The following is a 16,904-nucleotide window of genomic DNA, read 5'->3' as shown; positions in this document are numbered from 1 at the left end:
AGCTTAAAACAGCGAATTTAACCGTTTTTCGTACAAGATGAGAGGCATCCCCCGCCAGACGGGGGATGGGGAGGAAGGTAAGATTATTGCAGTTCGAATTCGGCTTTGTTCACGCGGGCGGAATCCACGCCGATGAAGACGTTGAATTTGCCAGGCTCGGCATCGTATTTCATCTGCTGATTCCAGAACTTCAGCGCATTCACGTCAATCGGGAAGCTGACCGTTCTGGTTTCGCCCGGTTTCAGGTTGACCTTCTCGAAGCCGCGCAGCTGTTTCACCGGACGGCTCATGGAGGCCGTGACGTCCTGAACGTACATCTGGATCACCGTCGCGCCTTCGCGTTTGCCGCTGTTGGTCACCTCCACGCTGGCGGTCACTTTGCCGTCACGCTTCAGGGTCGGCGCCGACATTTTGACGTCAGACACCTTGAAGGTGGTGTAGCTCAGGCCATAGCCAAACGGATAGAGCGGGCCGTTAGCTTCGTCGAAGTAACGGGACGTGTACTTGTTCGGCTTGTCGGCGTTGTACGGGCGACCGGTGTTCAGGTGGCTGTAGTAAACCGGGATCTGCCCGACGGAGCGCGGGAAGGACATCGGCAGCTTGCCGGACGGGTTGTAATCGCCAAACAGCACGTCGGCAATGGCATTACCGCCTTCGGTACCGGCGAACCAGGTTTCCAGAATGGCGTCAGCCTGCTGATCTTCTTTCACCAGCGCCAGCGGACGCCCGTTCATCAGCACCAGCACCAGCGGCTTGCCGGTGGCTTTCAGGGCCGCGATCAGATCACGCTGGCTTTGCGGGATAGTGATGTCGGTCCGGCTGGAGGCTTCGTGCGCCATCCCCTGCGCTTCACCCACCACCGCGACCACCACGTCGGACTGCTTCGCGGCGTTCACCGCTTCGTCGATCATCTCTTTCGGCGTGCGCGGATCCACCTTCACCGCTTCCTCATACTGGTTGAGGAAGGTCACGATGTCTTTATCGTTGGTGACGTTCGCGCCTTTGGCGTAAACCACTTTTGCATTATCACCCACGGCGCTCTTAATGCCGGTCAGCACGGTAACGGACTGATCCGCCACGCCTGCGGCGGACCAGCTGCCCATGACGTCACGCTTGCTGTCGGCCAGCGGACCGACCACGGCAATGGTGCCGGATTTTTTCAGCGGCAGCGTGTCGAGACGGTTTTTCAGCAGCACCAGGCTTTCGCGCGCTACTTCCCGGGCTTCTTTACGGTGCAGACGGCTTTCGGCGTTGGTGTCCGCCGGGTCTGAATCCTTCGGCCCCAGATGGCTGTAAGGATCGTTAAACAGCCCCATGTCATATTTCACGTTCAGCACGTGGCGAGCGGCGTCGTCCAGCTCTGCCATCGTCACTTTGCCGCTCTTCACCAGCCCCGGCAGGTATTTGCTGTAGTACTCGTCGCTCATGCTCATGTTGATGCCGGACTTGAGCGCCACGCGTACCGCGTCTTCCGGATCGGACGCCGTGCCGTGTTTAATCAGCTCTTTAATCGCGCCGTGGTCAGAGACGGTAATGCCCTTAAAGCCCCACTGGTCGCGCAACACGTCTTTCAGCAGCCACGAATCGGAGGTGGCAGGCGTGCCGTTGAGAGAGTTCAGCGCTACCATCACCGCGCCGCTCCCCGCGTCCAGCCCTGCCTTGTATGGCGGCATGTAGTCGTTAAACAGGCGCTGTGGGCTCATGTCGACGGTGTTGTACTCTTTACCGCCCTCCACCGCGCCATAGGCGGCGAAGTGCTTGACGCTGGTCATCACCGAGTAACGATCTGCCGGGCTTTTGCCCTGCATCGCTTCCACCATGGTTTTGCCCATCGTGGCGGTTAAATACGTGTCTTCACCGAAGCCCTCCGAAGCGCGGCCCCAGCGCGGATCGCGGGAGACGTCAACCATCGGCGCCCAGGTCATATTCAGGCCGTCGTCTGCGGCTTCATATGCCGAAACGCGCCCGACGGTTTTCACCGCATCAAGATTAAAAGAGGAGGCTAAGCCGAGGCTAATCGGGAAGACGGTACGCTGGCCGTGCACCACGTCATAAGCGAAGAACAGTGGAATTTTCAGGCGGCTCAGCTCCATCACCTGATCCTGCATCTTGCGGATATCCTGGCGGGTAACGGTGTTAAAAATGGCCCCTACCTGCCCGTCTTTGATCATCTCGCGAATGGCTTCCTTCGGGTTATCCGGACCGACGCTGATCAGGCGCAGCTGGCCGATTTTCTCATCGACCGTCATCTTTTTGAGTAAATCCGTGACAAAGGCGTCGCGGGCTTCGGGCGTGAGCGGGTGATTACCAAACAAATCCTCTGCCAGCGCAGGTTGCAGCGCCAGGCTGACGGCAACACCTACAGAACATAGCCATTTCATGTTGTTATTCTCTCTCATCAATAACCGCGGGAAGCACCCGGCCAGACCGTGCGAAAAGCGCAGTGTGCCATAAAGCCTGAAAACCTTGCAGGGTTATTCTCTGATTTTTCTCATGAATACCCGACCGCTCAACGGCTAATCGCGCTATGCTTTACAGCGAGAAATTTGCCCCACCACAAGGAGTGGAAGATGTCTTCTGTTCGAACTGACGATAACACTACATTTATTAACGAACTGTCTCGCCTGGTTGGTCACTCTCACCTGCTTACCGACCCGGCCAAAACCGCCCGCTATCGTAAGGGCTTTCGCTCCGGCCAGGGCGACGCGCTGGCGGTAGTCTTCCCCGGTACGTTGCTCGAACTGTGGCGCGTGCTCAGCGCCTGCGTTGCGGCAGACAAGATTATTTTAATGCAGGCTGCGAATACCGGCCTGACCGAAGGCTCCACGCCGAACGGCAACGATTACGATCGTGACATCGTGATTATCAGCACCCTGCGCCTCGACAAACTGCACCTGCTGGACAAGGGCGAACAGGTGCTCGCCTTCCCCGGCACCACGCTTTACTCGCTGGAAAAAGCGCTTAAGCCGCTGGGACGCGAACCGCACTCGGTGATCGGCTCATCGTGCATTGGCGCCTCGGTGATCGGCGGGATCTGCAATAACTCCGGCGGCTCGCTGGTGCAGCGCGGCCCGGCTTACACGGAAATGTCGCTGTTCGCCCGTATCGATGAAAACGGCAAGCTGACGCTGGTTAACCATCTGGGGATCGATCTGGGCGTAACGCCAGAGCAGATCCTCAGCAAACTCGACGATGACCGCGTAAAGGACGAAGACGTTCAGCACGATGGCCGTCACGCGCATGACCACGATTACATCACCCGCGTGCGCGATATCAATGCCGATACGCCGGCGCGCTATAATGCCGATCCGGATCGCCTGTTTGAATCCTCCGGCTGCGCGGGCAAGCTGGCCGTTTTTGCGGTGCGCCTCGATACCTTCCCGGCAGAGAAAAAGCAGCAGGTGTTTTACATCGGCACCAATCAGCCGGAGGTGCTGACGGAGATCCGTCGTCATATTCTGGCCGAGTTCACTCACCTGCCGGTGGCGGGCGAGTATATGCACCGGGACATTTACGACATCGCCGAGCGCTACGGCAAAGATACCTTCCTGATGATCGACAAGCTCGGCACCGACAAAATGCCGTTCTTCTTCACTATGAAGGGCCGCACCGACGCGATGCTGGAGAAAGTATCGTTGTTCAAACCGCACTTCACCGACCGCTTTATGCAGAAGCTGGGTAACGTCTTCCCGGCGCATTTACCGGAGCGGATGAAGACCTGGCGCGACAAGTATGAGCACCATCTGCTGCTGAAAATGGCCGGGGACGGAATTGCCGAAGCGCAGAGCTGGCTCACCGAATTCTTCAAAACCGCCGACGGGGATTTCTTTGCCTGTACGCCGGAAGAAGGCAGCAAAGCCTTCCTGCACCGCTTCGCCGCGGCGGGTGCTGCCATCCGTTATCAGGCGGTGCATTCCGAAGAGGTGGAGGATATTCTGGCGCTGGATATCGCCCTGCGTCGCAACGATACCGAGTGGTTTGAACATCTGCCGCCGGAGATCGACAGCAAGCTGGTGCATAAGCTCTATTACGGCCACTTTATGTGCTATGTCTTCCATCAGGATTACATCGTCAAAAAAGGGGTTGATGCACACGCGCTGAAAGAACAGATGCTGGAGTTGCTGCACGAGCGTGGCGCGCAATATCCTGCCGAGCACAACGTAGGACACCTGTACATAGCGCCGGAGACGCTTAAACATTTTTATCGCAAAAATGACCCTACAAACAGTATGAACCCGGGCATTGGTAAGACAACGCGGAAGAAATACTGGAAAGAGAGTACCGAAACAGAGGAACACAATACGCAAGCCTCTGATGAACTCTTATAGCCAAATTTAAGAGATTGTTAAGCCCTCCTCAAACGTACTAGAGTATCTGCCTGTTGCCAGAGAAACGTTTCTCTGGCTTTCCAAACAAGGAGCGGGCAGAACATGTCGGCTGTAGAAATTTTCCCCGAAACTGAAATCGAGGTGCGCGACGCCCTTCCTGACGATGCGCATGCCATCTCGGCGATATACGCCTGGCATGTGCTTCATGGCCGTGCGTCCTTCGAGGAAGTTCCTCCCACCGTCGATGAGATGCGTCAGCGGATGAAGAGCGTGACCGACAGCGGTTTACCGTGGCTGGTTGCGCTGTATCGCGGCATTGTTGTCGGCTACTGCTACGCCACGTTTTATCGTCCACGCCAGGCCTACCGGTACACCCTTGAGGAATCCATCTATGTGGATGCCAGCACTACCGGGCGCGGGTTTGGCTCGGCCTTACTCCAGGCACTGATCGCCCGTTGTGAACAAGGACCCTGGCGGCAGATGATTGCCGTGGTTGGTGACGGAAACAATAATGCGGGATCGTTACGGCTGCATAAAAAACATGGCTTCGAGGTTGTCGGTCAACTGCGCAGCGTGGGGTATAAGAAGGGCGACTGGCGGGATACGTTGATCATGCAGCGTCCACTCAACGATGGTGACTGGACGCTGCCGGAGTAGGCGCTTTCGCCCGGTGGCGCTTCGCTTACCGGGCCTACGTATCGGGGCCGCTTTAGGGCCGTAGGCCGGGTAAGGCGAAGCCGCCACCCGGCACAGACAGGCGGCTCAGTCGTTCTGCGCCGTCGCCATCTGTTCCGCTTTCTGCTTTTTATACGCCAGCGCTGAAGCCGGCACCGGCTGCACTTTCCCGGTTTCAATCCAGGTGCGCAGGCGGCTGGCATCCGCGAAGTGGGTATATTTACCAAAGGCATCCATCACCACCAGCGCCACTGGCTTACCGTTAAATACGGTGCGCATCACCAGGCAGTGCCCTGCCGCATTGGTGAATCCGGTCTTGGTTAACTGAATATTCCAGTTATCGCGATACACCAGATGGTTAGTGTTGCGGAACGGCAGCGTATACGCCGGGTTCGAGAATGTCGCCATCTCCTCACGCGTGGTGCTGAGCTGACCGATCAGCGGGTATTGCTTACTGGCGATCAGCAGCTTGGTTAAATCACGCGCCGTCGAGACGTTATGAATCGACAGACCGGTTGGCTCTACGAAATGGGTATTTTTCATCCCCAGCGCTTTGGCTTTGGCGTTCATCGCGCGGATAAACGCGCCGTAACCACCAGGATAATGGTGGGCAAGGCTTGCCGCCGCGCGGTTCTCAGAGGACATCAGCGCCAGCAGCAGCATATTTTTACGGCTGATTTCACTGTTCAGACGCACGCGAGAGTAGATCCCTTTCATCTCTGGCGTGTGGCTGATATCCACCTTCAGCTTTTCGTCCAGCGGCAGTCGTGCATCAAGCACCACCATCGCGGTCATGACTTTGGTTATGGAAGCGATCGGGCGCACCAGATCCGGATGACTGGCGTAGATCACCTTGTTGGTATTCAGGTCAACGATCATCGCGCTGCCGGACGCAATCTGGGGTTGCGCAGCAGCGGTGGCGACTGCGGTCGTTTTGGCGATGGCTGGCGCGGTAGCGGAGACGCCCAGCAGCAGCGCAAGACTAAGGAGTGACACTCGAAATTTCAGCATGATGAGACTTCTGATAATGATTCACGCACGTTATGACGTACACCGCCTGTGTCAACGGATAAACACAGGCTGGCTTCGGCATCATAGCGATCACCGTGCGTTGTCGCCAGCGGAGAATCATAACCAGATGCTGCATTGCTGGCATTTACGCCAGCAATGCAGGGAACTTAAAAGAGACGGTATCCATAACCCCAAAGAATAACTGTCAGGGCCAGTAGCGCCTCAAGGACCAGTACGCCGATGGCAAGCGTAGAGCTGGAGAAGCTCAGGCCCTCTTCTTTATTGATATTGAGGAAGGTTGGCACCCCTACATACAGCAGATAACCGGTGTAAAAGAGGGCAACCGTACCGATCAGCGCGCACAGCCAGACCAGTGGATAGAGCGCGACAATACCGCTTAAAAACAGCGGGGTCGCGACGTATCCGGCGAAGACCATACAGTGTGCCAGCGACGGGCGCTGCGGATAGTTGCGCGCCATCCAGTGGATGACCCGCCCCATCACCGCCACCCCGGCCAGCATCAGGCCATAAAACAGAATGGCCAGGTACAGTCCGGTAAACCAGGAAAGCTGAACCACGGTGCCGTCACCAAAGTTCCAGCCTATTTGCGTAGTACCAATAAACGCGCAGACCACCGGCACCGCTGCCATCAGCAGGACATGGTGGGTATAGTGATGCGCGACCGTTTCGTTCTCATTACGGATCACCTGCATTTCACGATCGGGATGGGAGAAAAGTCCCCAGACATGGTTCATAACGCCCCCTTGTTGTCGGCCCGTCAGCGATAGCTTAAGTATAATGCAGGCTTTAGATTATTTTATGTACAGTGGGAAATTTCCGTTGATTGCCGCGCGGTTGATGGATGGGGTATATGATTAGCGCAGGCACAGTAAGGGAGATGACGTTTACGTAATGGATATCAACGGTCTTATTGAACAATATGGATACGCCGCGCTGGTGATCGGCAGCGTGGCGGAAGGCGAAACCATCACGCTGCTGGGCGGGGTGGCCGCGCATCAGGGATTGCTGAAATTCTCGCTGGTGGTCGCCGCCGTCGCGTTGGGCGGTATGATTGGCGATCAGCTGCTCTACTTTCTGGGGCTGCGCTTTGGCCCGACCCTTTTGCAACGTTTTGCTAAGCATCAAAAGAAAATTCGCCGTGCTCAGCGGCTTATCCAGCGACGTCCGTGGCTGTTTGTGATTGGCACCCGCTTTATGTACGGCTTTCGCATCATAGGGCCAATACTGATTGGCGCGAGCCGCTTACCGCCGAAAATCTTCCTGCCGCTGAACATTCTCGGGGCAATTGCCTGGGCGCTGATTTTCACCACGCTTGGCTACGTGGGTGGCGAAGTGATAGGCCCGTGGCTGCATAACCTCGATCAGCATCTTAAACACTGGGCCTGGTTGATCCTGGTTGTTGCGGTGGTGATTGGGGTCCGGCTGTGGCTCAAGCATCGTGAAAAGCGGCGGGATGAAGAGTGAGTGCGGCCTGCTGCCCCTCACCCTACCCCTCTCCCCAAACGCTATACACCCTCTCCCCTTGGGGGTGAGGGGAATGCTTATTCCGCAGGCTTAAACTGCGGATTCGCCAGCATAAAACCGCCGTCGACGATAAACGACTGCCCGGTGGTGTAGCTGGCGTCGCTGTCACACAGCCACGCCACCAGGCTGGCAATTTCTTTGGTATGCCCTGGCCGTGCCAGCGGGATTTCCGGCATTGCGCCTTCTTTCACTTCGCTGTCGTCCATATCATTCATCGGCGTGGCGATCGCTCCGGGCGCAACGGCGTTCACCAGAATCTTATGTTTAACCAGCTCCAGCGCCATCGACTTCGTTAACCCGCCCAGCGCATGTTTGGCCGCCGTATAGGCGCTGGCGTCCGGCAATGGCGTATGTTCATGCACCGAGGTGATATTCACGATCCGCCCCCCTTCCCCCTGCTTCACCATCTGACGCGCCGCGATTTGCGAGCAGAGAAACGCGCCGTCCACGTCAACGGTGAATATGTGCCGCCAGTCGTCAAACGACAGGTCCAGAAATGGCGCTTTATTCATCGCCCCGGCATTGTTAACCAGCACATCCAGCCGCCCGAAACGCGTAATCAGGGTTTCAATGGCCTTTGCGCCTTCCGGCAAATTGCTTAAGTCGAGATGAATGGCCTCGGCACGCTGCCCGCGCGCTTCAATTTCACGGCAGGTTGCCAGCGCCCCTTTCTCATCTGAATGCCAGGTTACTCCGACATCAAACCCGCGTTCGGCCAGCATCAGGGCCGTCGTTTTGCCAATTCCTGAATCCGATGCGGTAACAATTGCGACTCGCGTCATACTCACCTCATGATAATCTGCAAAGAGGTAAGTATAGATAATGCGCAATGTTAGCCGTGATGATATCCGCCACCGAGCGCGGAGGTGAGCTGGAGCGTGGCATCCACGTACTGACCTTTCAGCATCAACCCGGTAATACGCTCTTTGAGCGCCGGAATTTTTGCTTCACTCACCCGGGAGCCGGCAATGATCCCGGCGCTGAAACGCGCCTGTGCCAGCGCAACGACGCGCGCCGCATCTTTTTCGATCTGCTGCTGGTGCTGATTTTTGGCGGTCAGCGTTTCCACTTCGCTGGCCGTCCGGGCAACCTGGTTTACGGCATCTACCACGGCCTTGTTGTAGTTCGCCACGGAGAGGTTGTTTTGCGCCTGGGCGATATCCAGGTTCGCATTCAACCGACCGCTGTCAAAAATTGGCAGCGTCAGCCCGGCGGTTACGCCCATTTGCTGCGCAGATGAGCGGAACAGGTCACTCAGGTGCAATGCATCCTGCTGCAAGAATGCCATCAAATTGATGTCAGGGTAGAACGCGGCTCTGGCGGCATCCACTTCGCTCATGGATGCTTCGATATACCAGTGCGCCTCCTGCAAATCCGGGCGCCGAGCCAGCAGTTCATAACCGAGCGTTGACGGCAGCGACGCCTCTGCATCAGGTAAGGCATGCCGGGCGAGCGTGACTGAAGGGGTATGGGTCAACGCATTCAGACGCGCCTCAATGACCTTCATTTTGCCATGCACGTCAGCGAGCTGTTCATCGGTTTTGCTGGCATTAATATCCGTTTCAACGCCTTCCACCGAGGAGGTAATGCCGTGCTGATAAAGCTCGCGATCGGCACCGATGATATTTTCCTGTTCCCGTTTGATTTGCGCGAGTACGTCACCCACCGCGGCCTCGGTCTGCCAGTCCCAGTACAGCCGCGCGACGCTGCTGGCGAGCAGCTGGCGGGTCTGCTCCAGCTCCGCTTTTTGCGCATTCACCTGACCGATGCGGGCCTCAATTTGGGCGCGGTTTTTACCCCATAAATCCAGATCCCAACCCGCCGTCAGACCAAAGGTGCCGTTGGTGTACCAGGGGCCGGTTGTCCCCGCCGCCGGATCGGTCAGCGCAAATGGACCCATCAGCCCCTCTGCCGACATTTTTTGCCGTTCAACATCTGCGGAAAAATCCAGCTGTGGACCCTCAGCAGCGACAGCGGCTTTCGCCTGTGCTTCCGCCAGGGTGATACGCTGACGGGCAATTTGCATATCCGGCGCATCCGCCAGCGCTTTGTCGATCAGCGCGTTGAGCTGGGGGTCGTTAAAGTCTTTCCACCATTCGCTTTTTGGCCAGTCGGCATGACGCAGTTGGGTATTTACAGCTGCGGCGGCGGCTTGCGTTTTTACTGGAGACACCGTGGCATGTTCCGGCGCGCAGGCGACCAGCATAAAAACAAGAGGAGCACTCAGAGATAAAGTAAGAGAACGTTTCATTACGCCATAAACTCAAAAAAATAAAGGCGCAACTTACGCTTACTGACGTTCCGTTTTTTAGTAACGCGTGGCAATCCGCATATTGTTATACATTTTCATATCCGGAAATTTATTCTCCAAGACAATGATTTAATTTCATGTATTCATGCTAATTATGAATTGGCTGCTACACTTACTTCGACAGACATACGCAGGAGAGGCGAATGAAAATATTATTGTGGGTTATTTTGATTATATTTCTGATAGGGCTGCTGGTGGTAACCGGCGTATTCAAGATGATTTTCTGATTCTGTTGCCCGGCTCCACGCCGGGCAAACACTTCACACTTCGCTCAGGATTTTGACTGGATCACCCGGGCAATATCCGCAGACGTCTGTAGCGTACGGATCTCCTGAAATAATCCCAGCGCGTCGTCGTACTCTTTACGCAAATAACTCAGCCACTGCTTAATGCGCGCGACGTGATACAAGCCGGTATCGCCCTGCTTTTCCAGCCGCGTGTATTTTTGCAGTAGTTTCACCACATCCGCCCACGGCATCCGCGGCTCATTATATTTCACCACCCGGCTGAGGTTCGGCACGTTCAGCGCACCGCGGCCAATCATCACGGCATTACACCCGGTCTCTTTGAGGCAGGCCTGTGCGCTCTCGTAATCCCAGATTTCGCCGTTGGCAATCACCGGGATCGTAAGCCGTTTGCGGATCTCGCCAATCGCCTGCCAGTTAATGCGCTCGGCTTTATAACCATCCTCTTTGGTTCGCCCGTGCACCACCAGCTCGGTGGCGCCCGCCTGCTGCACCGCGTCAGCAATTTCAAACTGCTTATCGCCGCTGTCCCATCCCAGACGCACTTTGACCGTCACCGGCAGGTGCGATGGCACCGCCTCACGCATGGCCTTTGCGCCGCGATAAATCAGCTCCGGATCTTTAAGTAGCGTCGCCCCCCCGCCGCTGCCGTTGACCAGCTTTGACGGACAGCCGCAGTTAAGATCGACGCCGTACGAACCAAGCGCTACCGCGCGGGCGGCGTTTTCAGCCAGCCACTCGGGATACTGGCCGAGCAGCTGGACACGCACCAGCGTACCGGACGGGGTACGGCTCTGACGATGCAGTTCCGGGCAGAGACGATAAAATGATTTTTCTGGCAGCAACATATCGACCACGCGCAGGAACTCCGTCACGCAGAGATCGTAATCGTTCACCTCGGTAAGCAGCTCGCGCACGAGAGAGTCGAGCACGCCTTCCATCGGGGCCAGTAAAACACGCATTCTGAGTACCTGTGAAAAAAGACGCGCTATAGTAGCTGCTCTCTATGTATGTTGAAAGCCCGGCGTTCCATTCCGGAATGTCTGGTATGCCCAAAATTCATGATGTGATCCGTGGCACATTTTCAGGTTTAATTGTATGATGAATACGTCTCAGCAAGGACTTTCACCATGAGCAACTCACTGAATACTATCTGGCAATACCTTCGCGCCTTCGTCCTCATTTATGCCTGCCTGTACGCCGGCATTTTTATCGCTTCGCTGCTGCCGATTACGATACCCGGCAGCATTATCGGCATGCTGATCCTGTTTGTGCTACTGGCATTACAGGTGCTGCCCGCGAAATGGGTTAATCCGGGGTGCTTCGTTCTCATTCGCTATATGGCCCTGCTTTTTGTGCCTATCGGCGTTGGGGTGATGCAGTATTACGATGTGCTTAAAGCGCAGTTCGGCCCGATTGTGGTCTCCTGCGCCATCAGTACGCTGGTGGTATTCCTGGTCGTCAGCTGGAGTTCACACATTGTGCATGGCGAACGCAAGGTCGTCGGGGAGAAAACAAAAAAATGATGGCGAATATCTGGTGGTCCCTGCCGTTAACCCTGGTGGTGTTCTTTGCTGCGCGTAAGCTTGCGGTGCGTTTCAAAATGCCGTTGCTCAACCCGCTGCTGGTCGCCATGGTGGTGATTATTCCTTTTCTGCTGCTCACCGGCATTCCTTATGAGCGTTACTTCGCCGGGAGCAAGATCCTCAACGATTTGTTGCAGCCTGCCGTGGTGGCGCTGGCGTTTCCTTTATATGAGCAACTGCATCAGATCCGCGCGCGCTGGAAATCCATCATTACCATCTGCTTTGTGGGTAGCCTTGTTGCGATGATCACCGGTACCTCGGTGGCCTTATTGATGGGCGCGTCGCCGCAGATCGCCGCCTCTATCCTGCCTAAATCCGTCACCACGCCGATTGCCATGGCCGTGGGCGGCAGCATCGGGGGCATTCCGGCCATCAGCGCCGTGTGCGTGATTTTTGTCGGTATCCTGGGCGCGGTGTTTGGTCATACTCTGCTGAATATCATGAAAATTCGGACCAAAGCGGCACGCGGTCTGGCGATGGGTACCGCCTCGCACGCGCTGGGCACCGCACGCTGCGCGGAACTGGATTATCAGGAAGGGGCATTCAGCTCGCTGGCGCTGGTGATCTGCGGGATTATCACTTCCCTGGTCGCGCCGTTTATCTTCCCGATTATTCTGGCAGTCATGGGCTAAAATTTGCGATGCGTCGCGCAAATTTCATTTTCATTTCATAAGTTGCACACATAATGAGATTTGGATCACATATAAAGGCCGTACGGCTCCGTACACTACCGATCCATTAACCTTGATGAGGCAACGTCATGCATCCACGTTTTCAAGCTGCTTTCTCTCAGCTTGCAGAGAATTTGCAATCAGCCCTGGCTCCGGTTCTGGCGGATGCGCATTTCCCCGCCCTGCTGACGGCAGATCAGGTCACGGCCCTTAAACAGGCAACGGGGCTGGACGAAGACGCGCTGGCTTTCGCCCTGCTGCCCCTTGCGGCTGCCTGCGCCCGCGCTGACCTTTCCCATTTTAACGTAGGCGCAATTGCGCGCGGCGTGGGCGGAACCTGGTACTTCGGCGGAAACATGGAGTTTCTTGGTGCGACCATGCAGCAAACCGTCCACGCGGAGCAGAGCGCCATCAGTCACGCCTGGCTGCGCGGCGAAAAAGCCCTGCGCGCCATCACCGTCAACTATACCCCTTGCGGCCACTGCCGCCAGTTTATGAATGAGCTGAACAGCGGTCTTGAACTGCGTATCAACCTGCCGGGACGCGCACCGCATACGCTGGGTGATTACCTGCCGGATGCTTTCGGCCCGAAAGATCTTGAGATCAAAACCCTGCTGATGGACGAGCAGGACCACGGTTATGCGCTCTCGGGAGATGAGCTGAGCGAAGCGGCCATTGCCGCCGCCAATAAAAGCCACACGCCCTACAGCAAATCTCCAAGCGGCGTCGCCCTTCAGTGCCGCGACGGCCGCATCTTCACCGGTAGCTATGCAGAGAACGCCGCATTTAACCCGACGCTGCCTCCGCTCCAGGGTGCCCTGAACCTGCTTAGCCTGAACGGGTATGACTACCCGGATATTCAGCGCGCAATCCTGGCTGAAAAGGCCGATGCGCCGCTGATCCAGTGGGACGCGACCGCAGCCACGCTGAAAGCGCTGGGCTGTTCAACCATCGACCGCGTGCTGCTGGCATAATCTGTTCGGCGGGCAGAGTTGCCCGCCAGTCTGACGAAAAACCCCTCAGTTGAATCGCTGTTTCTTGCGCTAACCAGGCGGGTACAGTAGCCTGAGGGAAATTTCATCATCGGTACGAGCCATCTGCATGTTAAAGCGCGTGTTTTACAGCCTGTCTGTCCTGGTCGGCATACTGCTGTTGATCGTGCTGGGTCTCGACCGCTGGATGAGCTGGAAAACAGCCCCCTACATTTTTGATGACCTACAGGATCTCCCCTACCGTCAGGTTGGTGTGGTGCTTGGCACCGCCAAGTATTACCGCACTGGCGTCATAAATCAGTATTACCGGTATCGTATTCAGGGCGCGCTGAACGCCTATAACAGCGGCAAGGTGAACTATCTGCTGCTGAGCGGCGATAACGCGCTGCAAAGCTATAACGAGCCGGTGACGATGCGCAAAGATCTGATTGCCGCAGGCGTCGACCCGGCCGATATCGTGCTCGACTACGCCGGATTCCGCACGCTTGATTCCATCGTGCGTACCCGCAAGGTGTTCGACACCAATGATTTCATCATCATTACCCAGCGTTTCCACTGCGAGCGGGCGCTGTTTATCGCCCTGCATATGGGCATTCAGGCGCAGTGTTATGCGGTGCCATCGCCAAAGGATATGCTGAGCGTGCGCGTACGTGAGTTTGGCGCTCGTTTTGGCGCGCTGGCTGACCTGTACTTATTCAAACGTGAACCGCGCTTTTTAGGCCCGCTGGTGCCGATCCCAACGATGCACGAAGTGCCGGAGAATGCACAGGGTTACCCGGCGGTAACGCCAGAGCAGTTGCTGGAAATTCAGAAGAAGTAATAACTTTTGTCGGGTGGCGGCTTCGCCTTACCCGACCTACGATCGCGATTTTGTAGGCCCGGTAAGCGTCGCGCCACCAGGCAAAAAAAGGCCCGCTACGTGAGCGGGCCTTTTCATTCTGAAGATCTTACTTCTTACGCGCGTACTTCAGTGAATCCAGCGCAACCGCGAAGATGATGATGGCGCCCTTGATGATGTACTGCCAGTAGGGGTTCACGCCGATGTAGGTCAGGCCGTAGTTGATAACGGTGAAGATGATCACACCGGTCACCACGCCCAGCACGGTCCCCACGCCGCCGCTGAAGGAGACGCCGCCAACCACGCAGGCTGCAATCGCATCCAGTTCGTACATAAAGCCGAGGTTGTTGGTTGCAGAGCCGATACGGCCCGCTTCCAGCATCCCGCCGAAGGCGTAGAAGACCCCGGACAGGGCGTAAATCATCAGCAGGTTCAGAGCCACGTTGACCCCGGACACTTTAGCCGCTTCAGGGTTACCGCCGATAGCAAAGATGTTTTTACCGAAGCGGGTTTTGTTCCACAGGATCCAGACGAACGCCACCGCAATCAGCGCATAGAAGGTGATGTAGGAGAGACGGAAGCTGCCCAGCGCAACAAACCCCTGCGTGAAGGTCGAGAAGCCGCTGTCGAAGCCAGAGATTGGAGACGCGCCGACGAAATCGTAGTACAGGGAGTTGATACCATAAACGATGATCATCGTGCCAAGCGTGGTGATGAATGGCGTCACGTTCAGGTAAGCAATGATGATGCCGTTAATCAGGCCAATTACCGCGCCGATGGCGCACACGATCAGGATCACCACGAAAATCGGCATGGTCGCCATCTCCGGGAACACCTTGTTGGCGTTTTCCATCGACTGCAACAGGGTTGCCGCAATGACCGCCGCCAGACCCACCTGGCGCCCTGCCGAAAGGTCAGTCCCCTGGGTAACGATAAGCCCCGCCACGCCAAGCGCGATAATAATACGTACGGAAGACTGGGTCAGAATGTTACTCAAGTTCAGCAGACTTAAGAACGTAGGGTCCTGGAAAATAATAATCGCCAGCAAGACTAAAAGAACAACGTAAATACCGCCTTCTTTCAGATAAGTGAGAAAACTTTTTTTATTTAACGCACTCATGAGGAGCCCCTGATCTTAAAGGTGCAAAGACGCAAGACGCAAAATTTCGTTTTGCGTTGTCGTTTTGGTTTCAACAATACCGGCAACGAGACCATTGCTCATAACCAGAATACGGTCTGTGATCCCTAACAATTCCGGCATTTCGGAAGAAATAATAATGATCCCTTTATCTTTTTTCGCCAGCTCGGCGATCAGCTGGTAAATCTCAAATTTTGCACCCACGTCGATACCGCGCGTAGGTTCATCCAGCATCAGAATTTCAGGCTGGGTTAATAGCCAGCGACCAATAATGACTTTCTGCTGGTTCCCTCCCGAGAGTGAGCCAATTTGCGTGCGGTGGCCCGGCGTTTTCACGCGCATGGAGTCAATCACCCACTGGGTATCGCTCTTCATGCGGGAATTATCCAGCAGCCCGACTTTATTTTTGTAATTGCGAATATTAGAAATTAACGAGTTAAAGTTAATATCCAGATAAGCGTAAATACCGGTGGAACGACGCTCTTCCGTCACCAGCGCAAAGCCATTATTAATGGCTTCGTTGGCGTTGTGGTTGTTGATCTTCTTACCGTGCAGCGTAATGGTGCCTTCGGCTTTCTCACGGATACCAAACAGGGTTTCCACGATATCGGTGCGCTTAGCGCCCACCAGCCCTGCGATGCCAAGGATCTCCCCCTTGTGCAGATCGAAAGAGACATCGCGGATAGACGGCTGACGCAGCGAGGTCAGGTTACGCACCTCCAGAATCACTTCGCCTGGCTTGTTTTCTTTATCCGGGAAACGCTGGTTCAGAGAACGGCCAACCATCATGGCAATGATCTTGTCCATATCCAGCCCTTCCAGCGGCTGGGTGGCGATCCACTGGCCGTCGCGCAGGATGGTGATTTCATCGCACAGCTGGAAGATCTCTTCCATTTTATGTGAGATATAGACAATGCCGCAGCCGCGATCTTTCAGCTTACGAATAATGGTAAAAAGGTGGTTAACCTCTTTTTCCGTTAATGACGATGTCGGTTCATCCATGATCACGATTTTCGCATCATAGGAGAACGCTTTGGCAATTTCGATCATCTGCATCTGGGAAACGGATAATGTCCCGACGCGTGCGCGCGGGTCGATATCAATATCCAGCTCATCAAAAATGGCTTTGGTGTCGCGATACATTTTATCCTGATCGACAAAGACACCTTTGGTTGGATAACGACCCAACCACATATTATCCATAACTGAACGTTGCAGAACTAGGTTTAATTCCTGGTGTACCATCGAGATACCGTTCTCCAGCGCTTCTTTCGCTGAATGGAAGTCGATCTCTTTTCCCTGAAAAAGAATGCTGCCAGAATCTTTTTGATAGATCCCAAAGAGGCATTTTAATAATGTTGATTTACCCGCACCGTTTTCACCCATTAACGCATGAATAGAGTGTGGACGAACTTTTAAATTAACATTATCGAGCGCCTTAACACCGGGGAATGACTTGTTGACACCGGTCATTTCCAACAAGTATTCACCGGACGACTGAGTAGTTGTGCTGACCATAATTATACCTTGTTGGCCTCGCATATCGCGTTATAAAAGGGCGCAA

General features: G+C 55.4%; 16 protein-coding genes. 8 read left to right on the top strand and 8 right to left on the bottom strand.

The window, feature by feature from the left end:
* Positions 1-83: 83 nt before the first annotated feature.
* Positions 84-2,381: a beta-glucosidase BglX gene (gene bglX, locus ACWKXX_RS07315; protein WP_023304110.1), complete on the bottom strand. Its 2,298-nt coding sequence runs from the start codon at positions 2,379-2,381 to the stop codon at positions 84-86.
* A gap of 189 nt (positions 2,382-2,570) precedes the next feature.
* Between bglX and dld the strand changes: the two genes are divergently transcribed.
* Both dld and ACWKXX_RS07305 read left to right on the top strand, forming a co-directional pair.
* Positions 2,571-4,328, top strand: coding sequence for a D-lactate dehydrogenase (gene dld, locus ACWKXX_RS07310; RefSeq protein ID WP_261666108.1), 1,758 nt, complete (start codon positions 2,571-2,573; stop codon positions 4,326-4,328).
* 102 nt (positions 4,329-4,430) lie between these two features.
* Positions 4,431-4,985: a GNAT family N-acetyltransferase gene (locus ACWKXX_RS07305; RefSeq protein ID WP_017383377.1), complete on the top strand. Its 555-nt coding sequence runs from the start codon at positions 4,431-4,433 to the stop codon at positions 4,983-4,985.
* Positions 4,986-5,090: 105 nt separating this feature from the next.
* Here ACWKXX_RS07305 and pbpG read toward each other — a convergent pair whose 3' ends face one another.
* Positions 5,091-6,014 (bottom strand): D-alanyl-D-alanine endopeptidase, encoded by a 924-nt coding sequence (gene pbpG / locus ACWKXX_RS07300; RefSeq protein ID WP_261666107.1) that lies wholly within the window; start codon positions 6,012-6,014, stop codon positions 5,091-5,093.
* A 167-nt stretch (positions 6,015-6,181) separates the two neighbouring features.
* Entirely contained in the window at positions 6,182-6,769 is a 588-nt protein-coding gene (locus ACWKXX_RS07295) for a Yip1 family protein (protein ID WP_003859296.1), read from the bottom strand.
* A 157-nt stretch (positions 6,770-6,926) separates the two neighbouring features.
* Between ACWKXX_RS07295 and ACWKXX_RS07290 the strand changes: the two genes are divergently transcribed.
* Positions 6,927-7,499 carry a DedA family protein gene (locus ACWKXX_RS07290; protein WP_090278878.1) on the top strand — a complete coding sequence of 191 codons (573 nt, stop codon included), beginning with the start codon at positions 6,927-6,929 and terminating at the stop codon, positions 7,497-7,499.
* A gap of 77 nt (positions 7,500-7,576) precedes the next feature.
* Here ACWKXX_RS07290 and ACWKXX_RS07285 read toward each other — a convergent pair whose 3' ends face one another.
* Complete coding sequence (locus tag ACWKXX_RS07285) at positions 7,577-8,341, bottom strand: SDR family oxidoreductase (protein WP_023295053.1); 765 nt, start codon at positions 8,339-8,341, stop codon at positions 7,577-7,579.
* Positions 8,342-8,391: 50 nt separating this feature from the next.
* A complete protein-coding gene (gene mdtQ / locus ACWKXX_RS07280; protein WP_261666106.1) occupies positions 8,392-9,810 on the bottom strand; it encodes a multidrug resistance outer membrane protein MdtQ in 1,419 nt (472 codons plus the stop codon).
* Positions 9,811-10,013: 203 nt separating this feature from the next.
* Between mdtQ and yohP the strand changes: the two genes are divergently transcribed.
* Complete coding sequence (gene yohP, locus ACWKXX_RS07275; RefSeq protein ID WP_015572324.1) at positions 10,014-10,097, top strand: small membrane protein YohP; 84 nt, start codon at positions 10,014-10,016, stop codon at positions 10,095-10,097.
* Between the two features lie 44 nt (positions 10,098-10,141).
* Here yohP and dusC read toward each other — a convergent pair whose 3' ends face one another.
* Positions 10,142-11,077 (bottom strand): tRNA dihydrouridine(16) synthase DusC, encoded by a 936-nt coding sequence (gene dusC, locus ACWKXX_RS07270; protein WP_003859306.1) that lies wholly within the window; start codon positions 11,075-11,077, stop codon positions 10,142-10,144.
* A gap of 168 nt (positions 11,078-11,245) precedes the next feature.
* On the opposite strand from dusC, the gene ACWKXX_RS07265 reads away from it, so the two are divergent.
* The 4 genes from ACWKXX_RS07265 to sanA all read left to right on the top strand — a co-directional run bounded on the left by ACWKXX_RS07265 (position 11,246) and on the right by sanA (position 14,184).
* Complete coding sequence (locus ACWKXX_RS07265) at positions 11,246-11,641, top strand: CidA/LrgA family protein (protein WP_017693048.1); 396 nt, start codon at positions 11,246-11,248, stop codon at positions 11,639-11,641.
* Positions 11,638-12,333, top strand: a complete 696-nt coding sequence (locus tag ACWKXX_RS07260) for a CidB/LrgB family autolysis modulator (RefSeq protein ID WP_015572322.1) — start codon at positions 11,638-11,640, stop codon at positions 12,331-12,333. Before ACWKXX_RS07265 ends, ACWKXX_RS07260 begins: the two co-directional genes overlap by 4 nt.
* 128 nt (positions 12,334-12,461) lie before the next feature.
* A complete protein-coding gene (gene cdd / locus ACWKXX_RS07255) occupies positions 12,462-13,346 on the top strand; it encodes a cytidine deaminase (RefSeq protein WP_126291492.1) in 885 nt (294 codons plus the stop codon).
* A 127-nt stretch (positions 13,347-13,473) separates the two neighbouring features.
* Positions 13,474-14,184, top strand: a complete 711-nt coding sequence (gene sanA, locus ACWKXX_RS07250; protein WP_017383381.1) for an outer membrane permeability protein SanA — start codon at positions 13,474-13,476, stop codon at positions 14,182-14,184.
* Positions 14,185-14,311: 127 nt separating this feature from the next.
* Here sanA and mglC read toward each other — a convergent pair whose 3' ends face one another.
* Positions 14,312-15,322 carry a galactose/methyl galactoside ABC transporter permease MglC gene (mglC, locus tag ACWKXX_RS07245; RefSeq protein ID WP_003859318.1) on the bottom strand — a complete coding sequence of 337 codons (1,011 nt, stop codon included), beginning with the start codon at positions 15,320-15,322 and terminating at the stop codon, positions 14,312-14,314.
* Positions 15,323-15,337: 15 nt separating this feature from the next.
* Positions 15,338-16,858: a galactose/methyl galactoside ABC transporter ATP-binding protein MglA gene (gene mglA / locus ACWKXX_RS07240; protein WP_003859320.1), complete on the bottom strand. Its 1,521-nt coding sequence runs from the start codon at positions 16,856-16,858 to the stop codon at positions 15,338-15,340.
* Between the last annotated feature and the right edge of the window lie 46 nt (positions 16,859-16,904).

The organism is Enterobacter sp. UPMP2061, assembly GCF_053709615.1.
The sequence above is the reverse complement of the archived record's forward strand: the minus strand, read 5'-3'. Positions and strand labels throughout refer to the sequence as shown.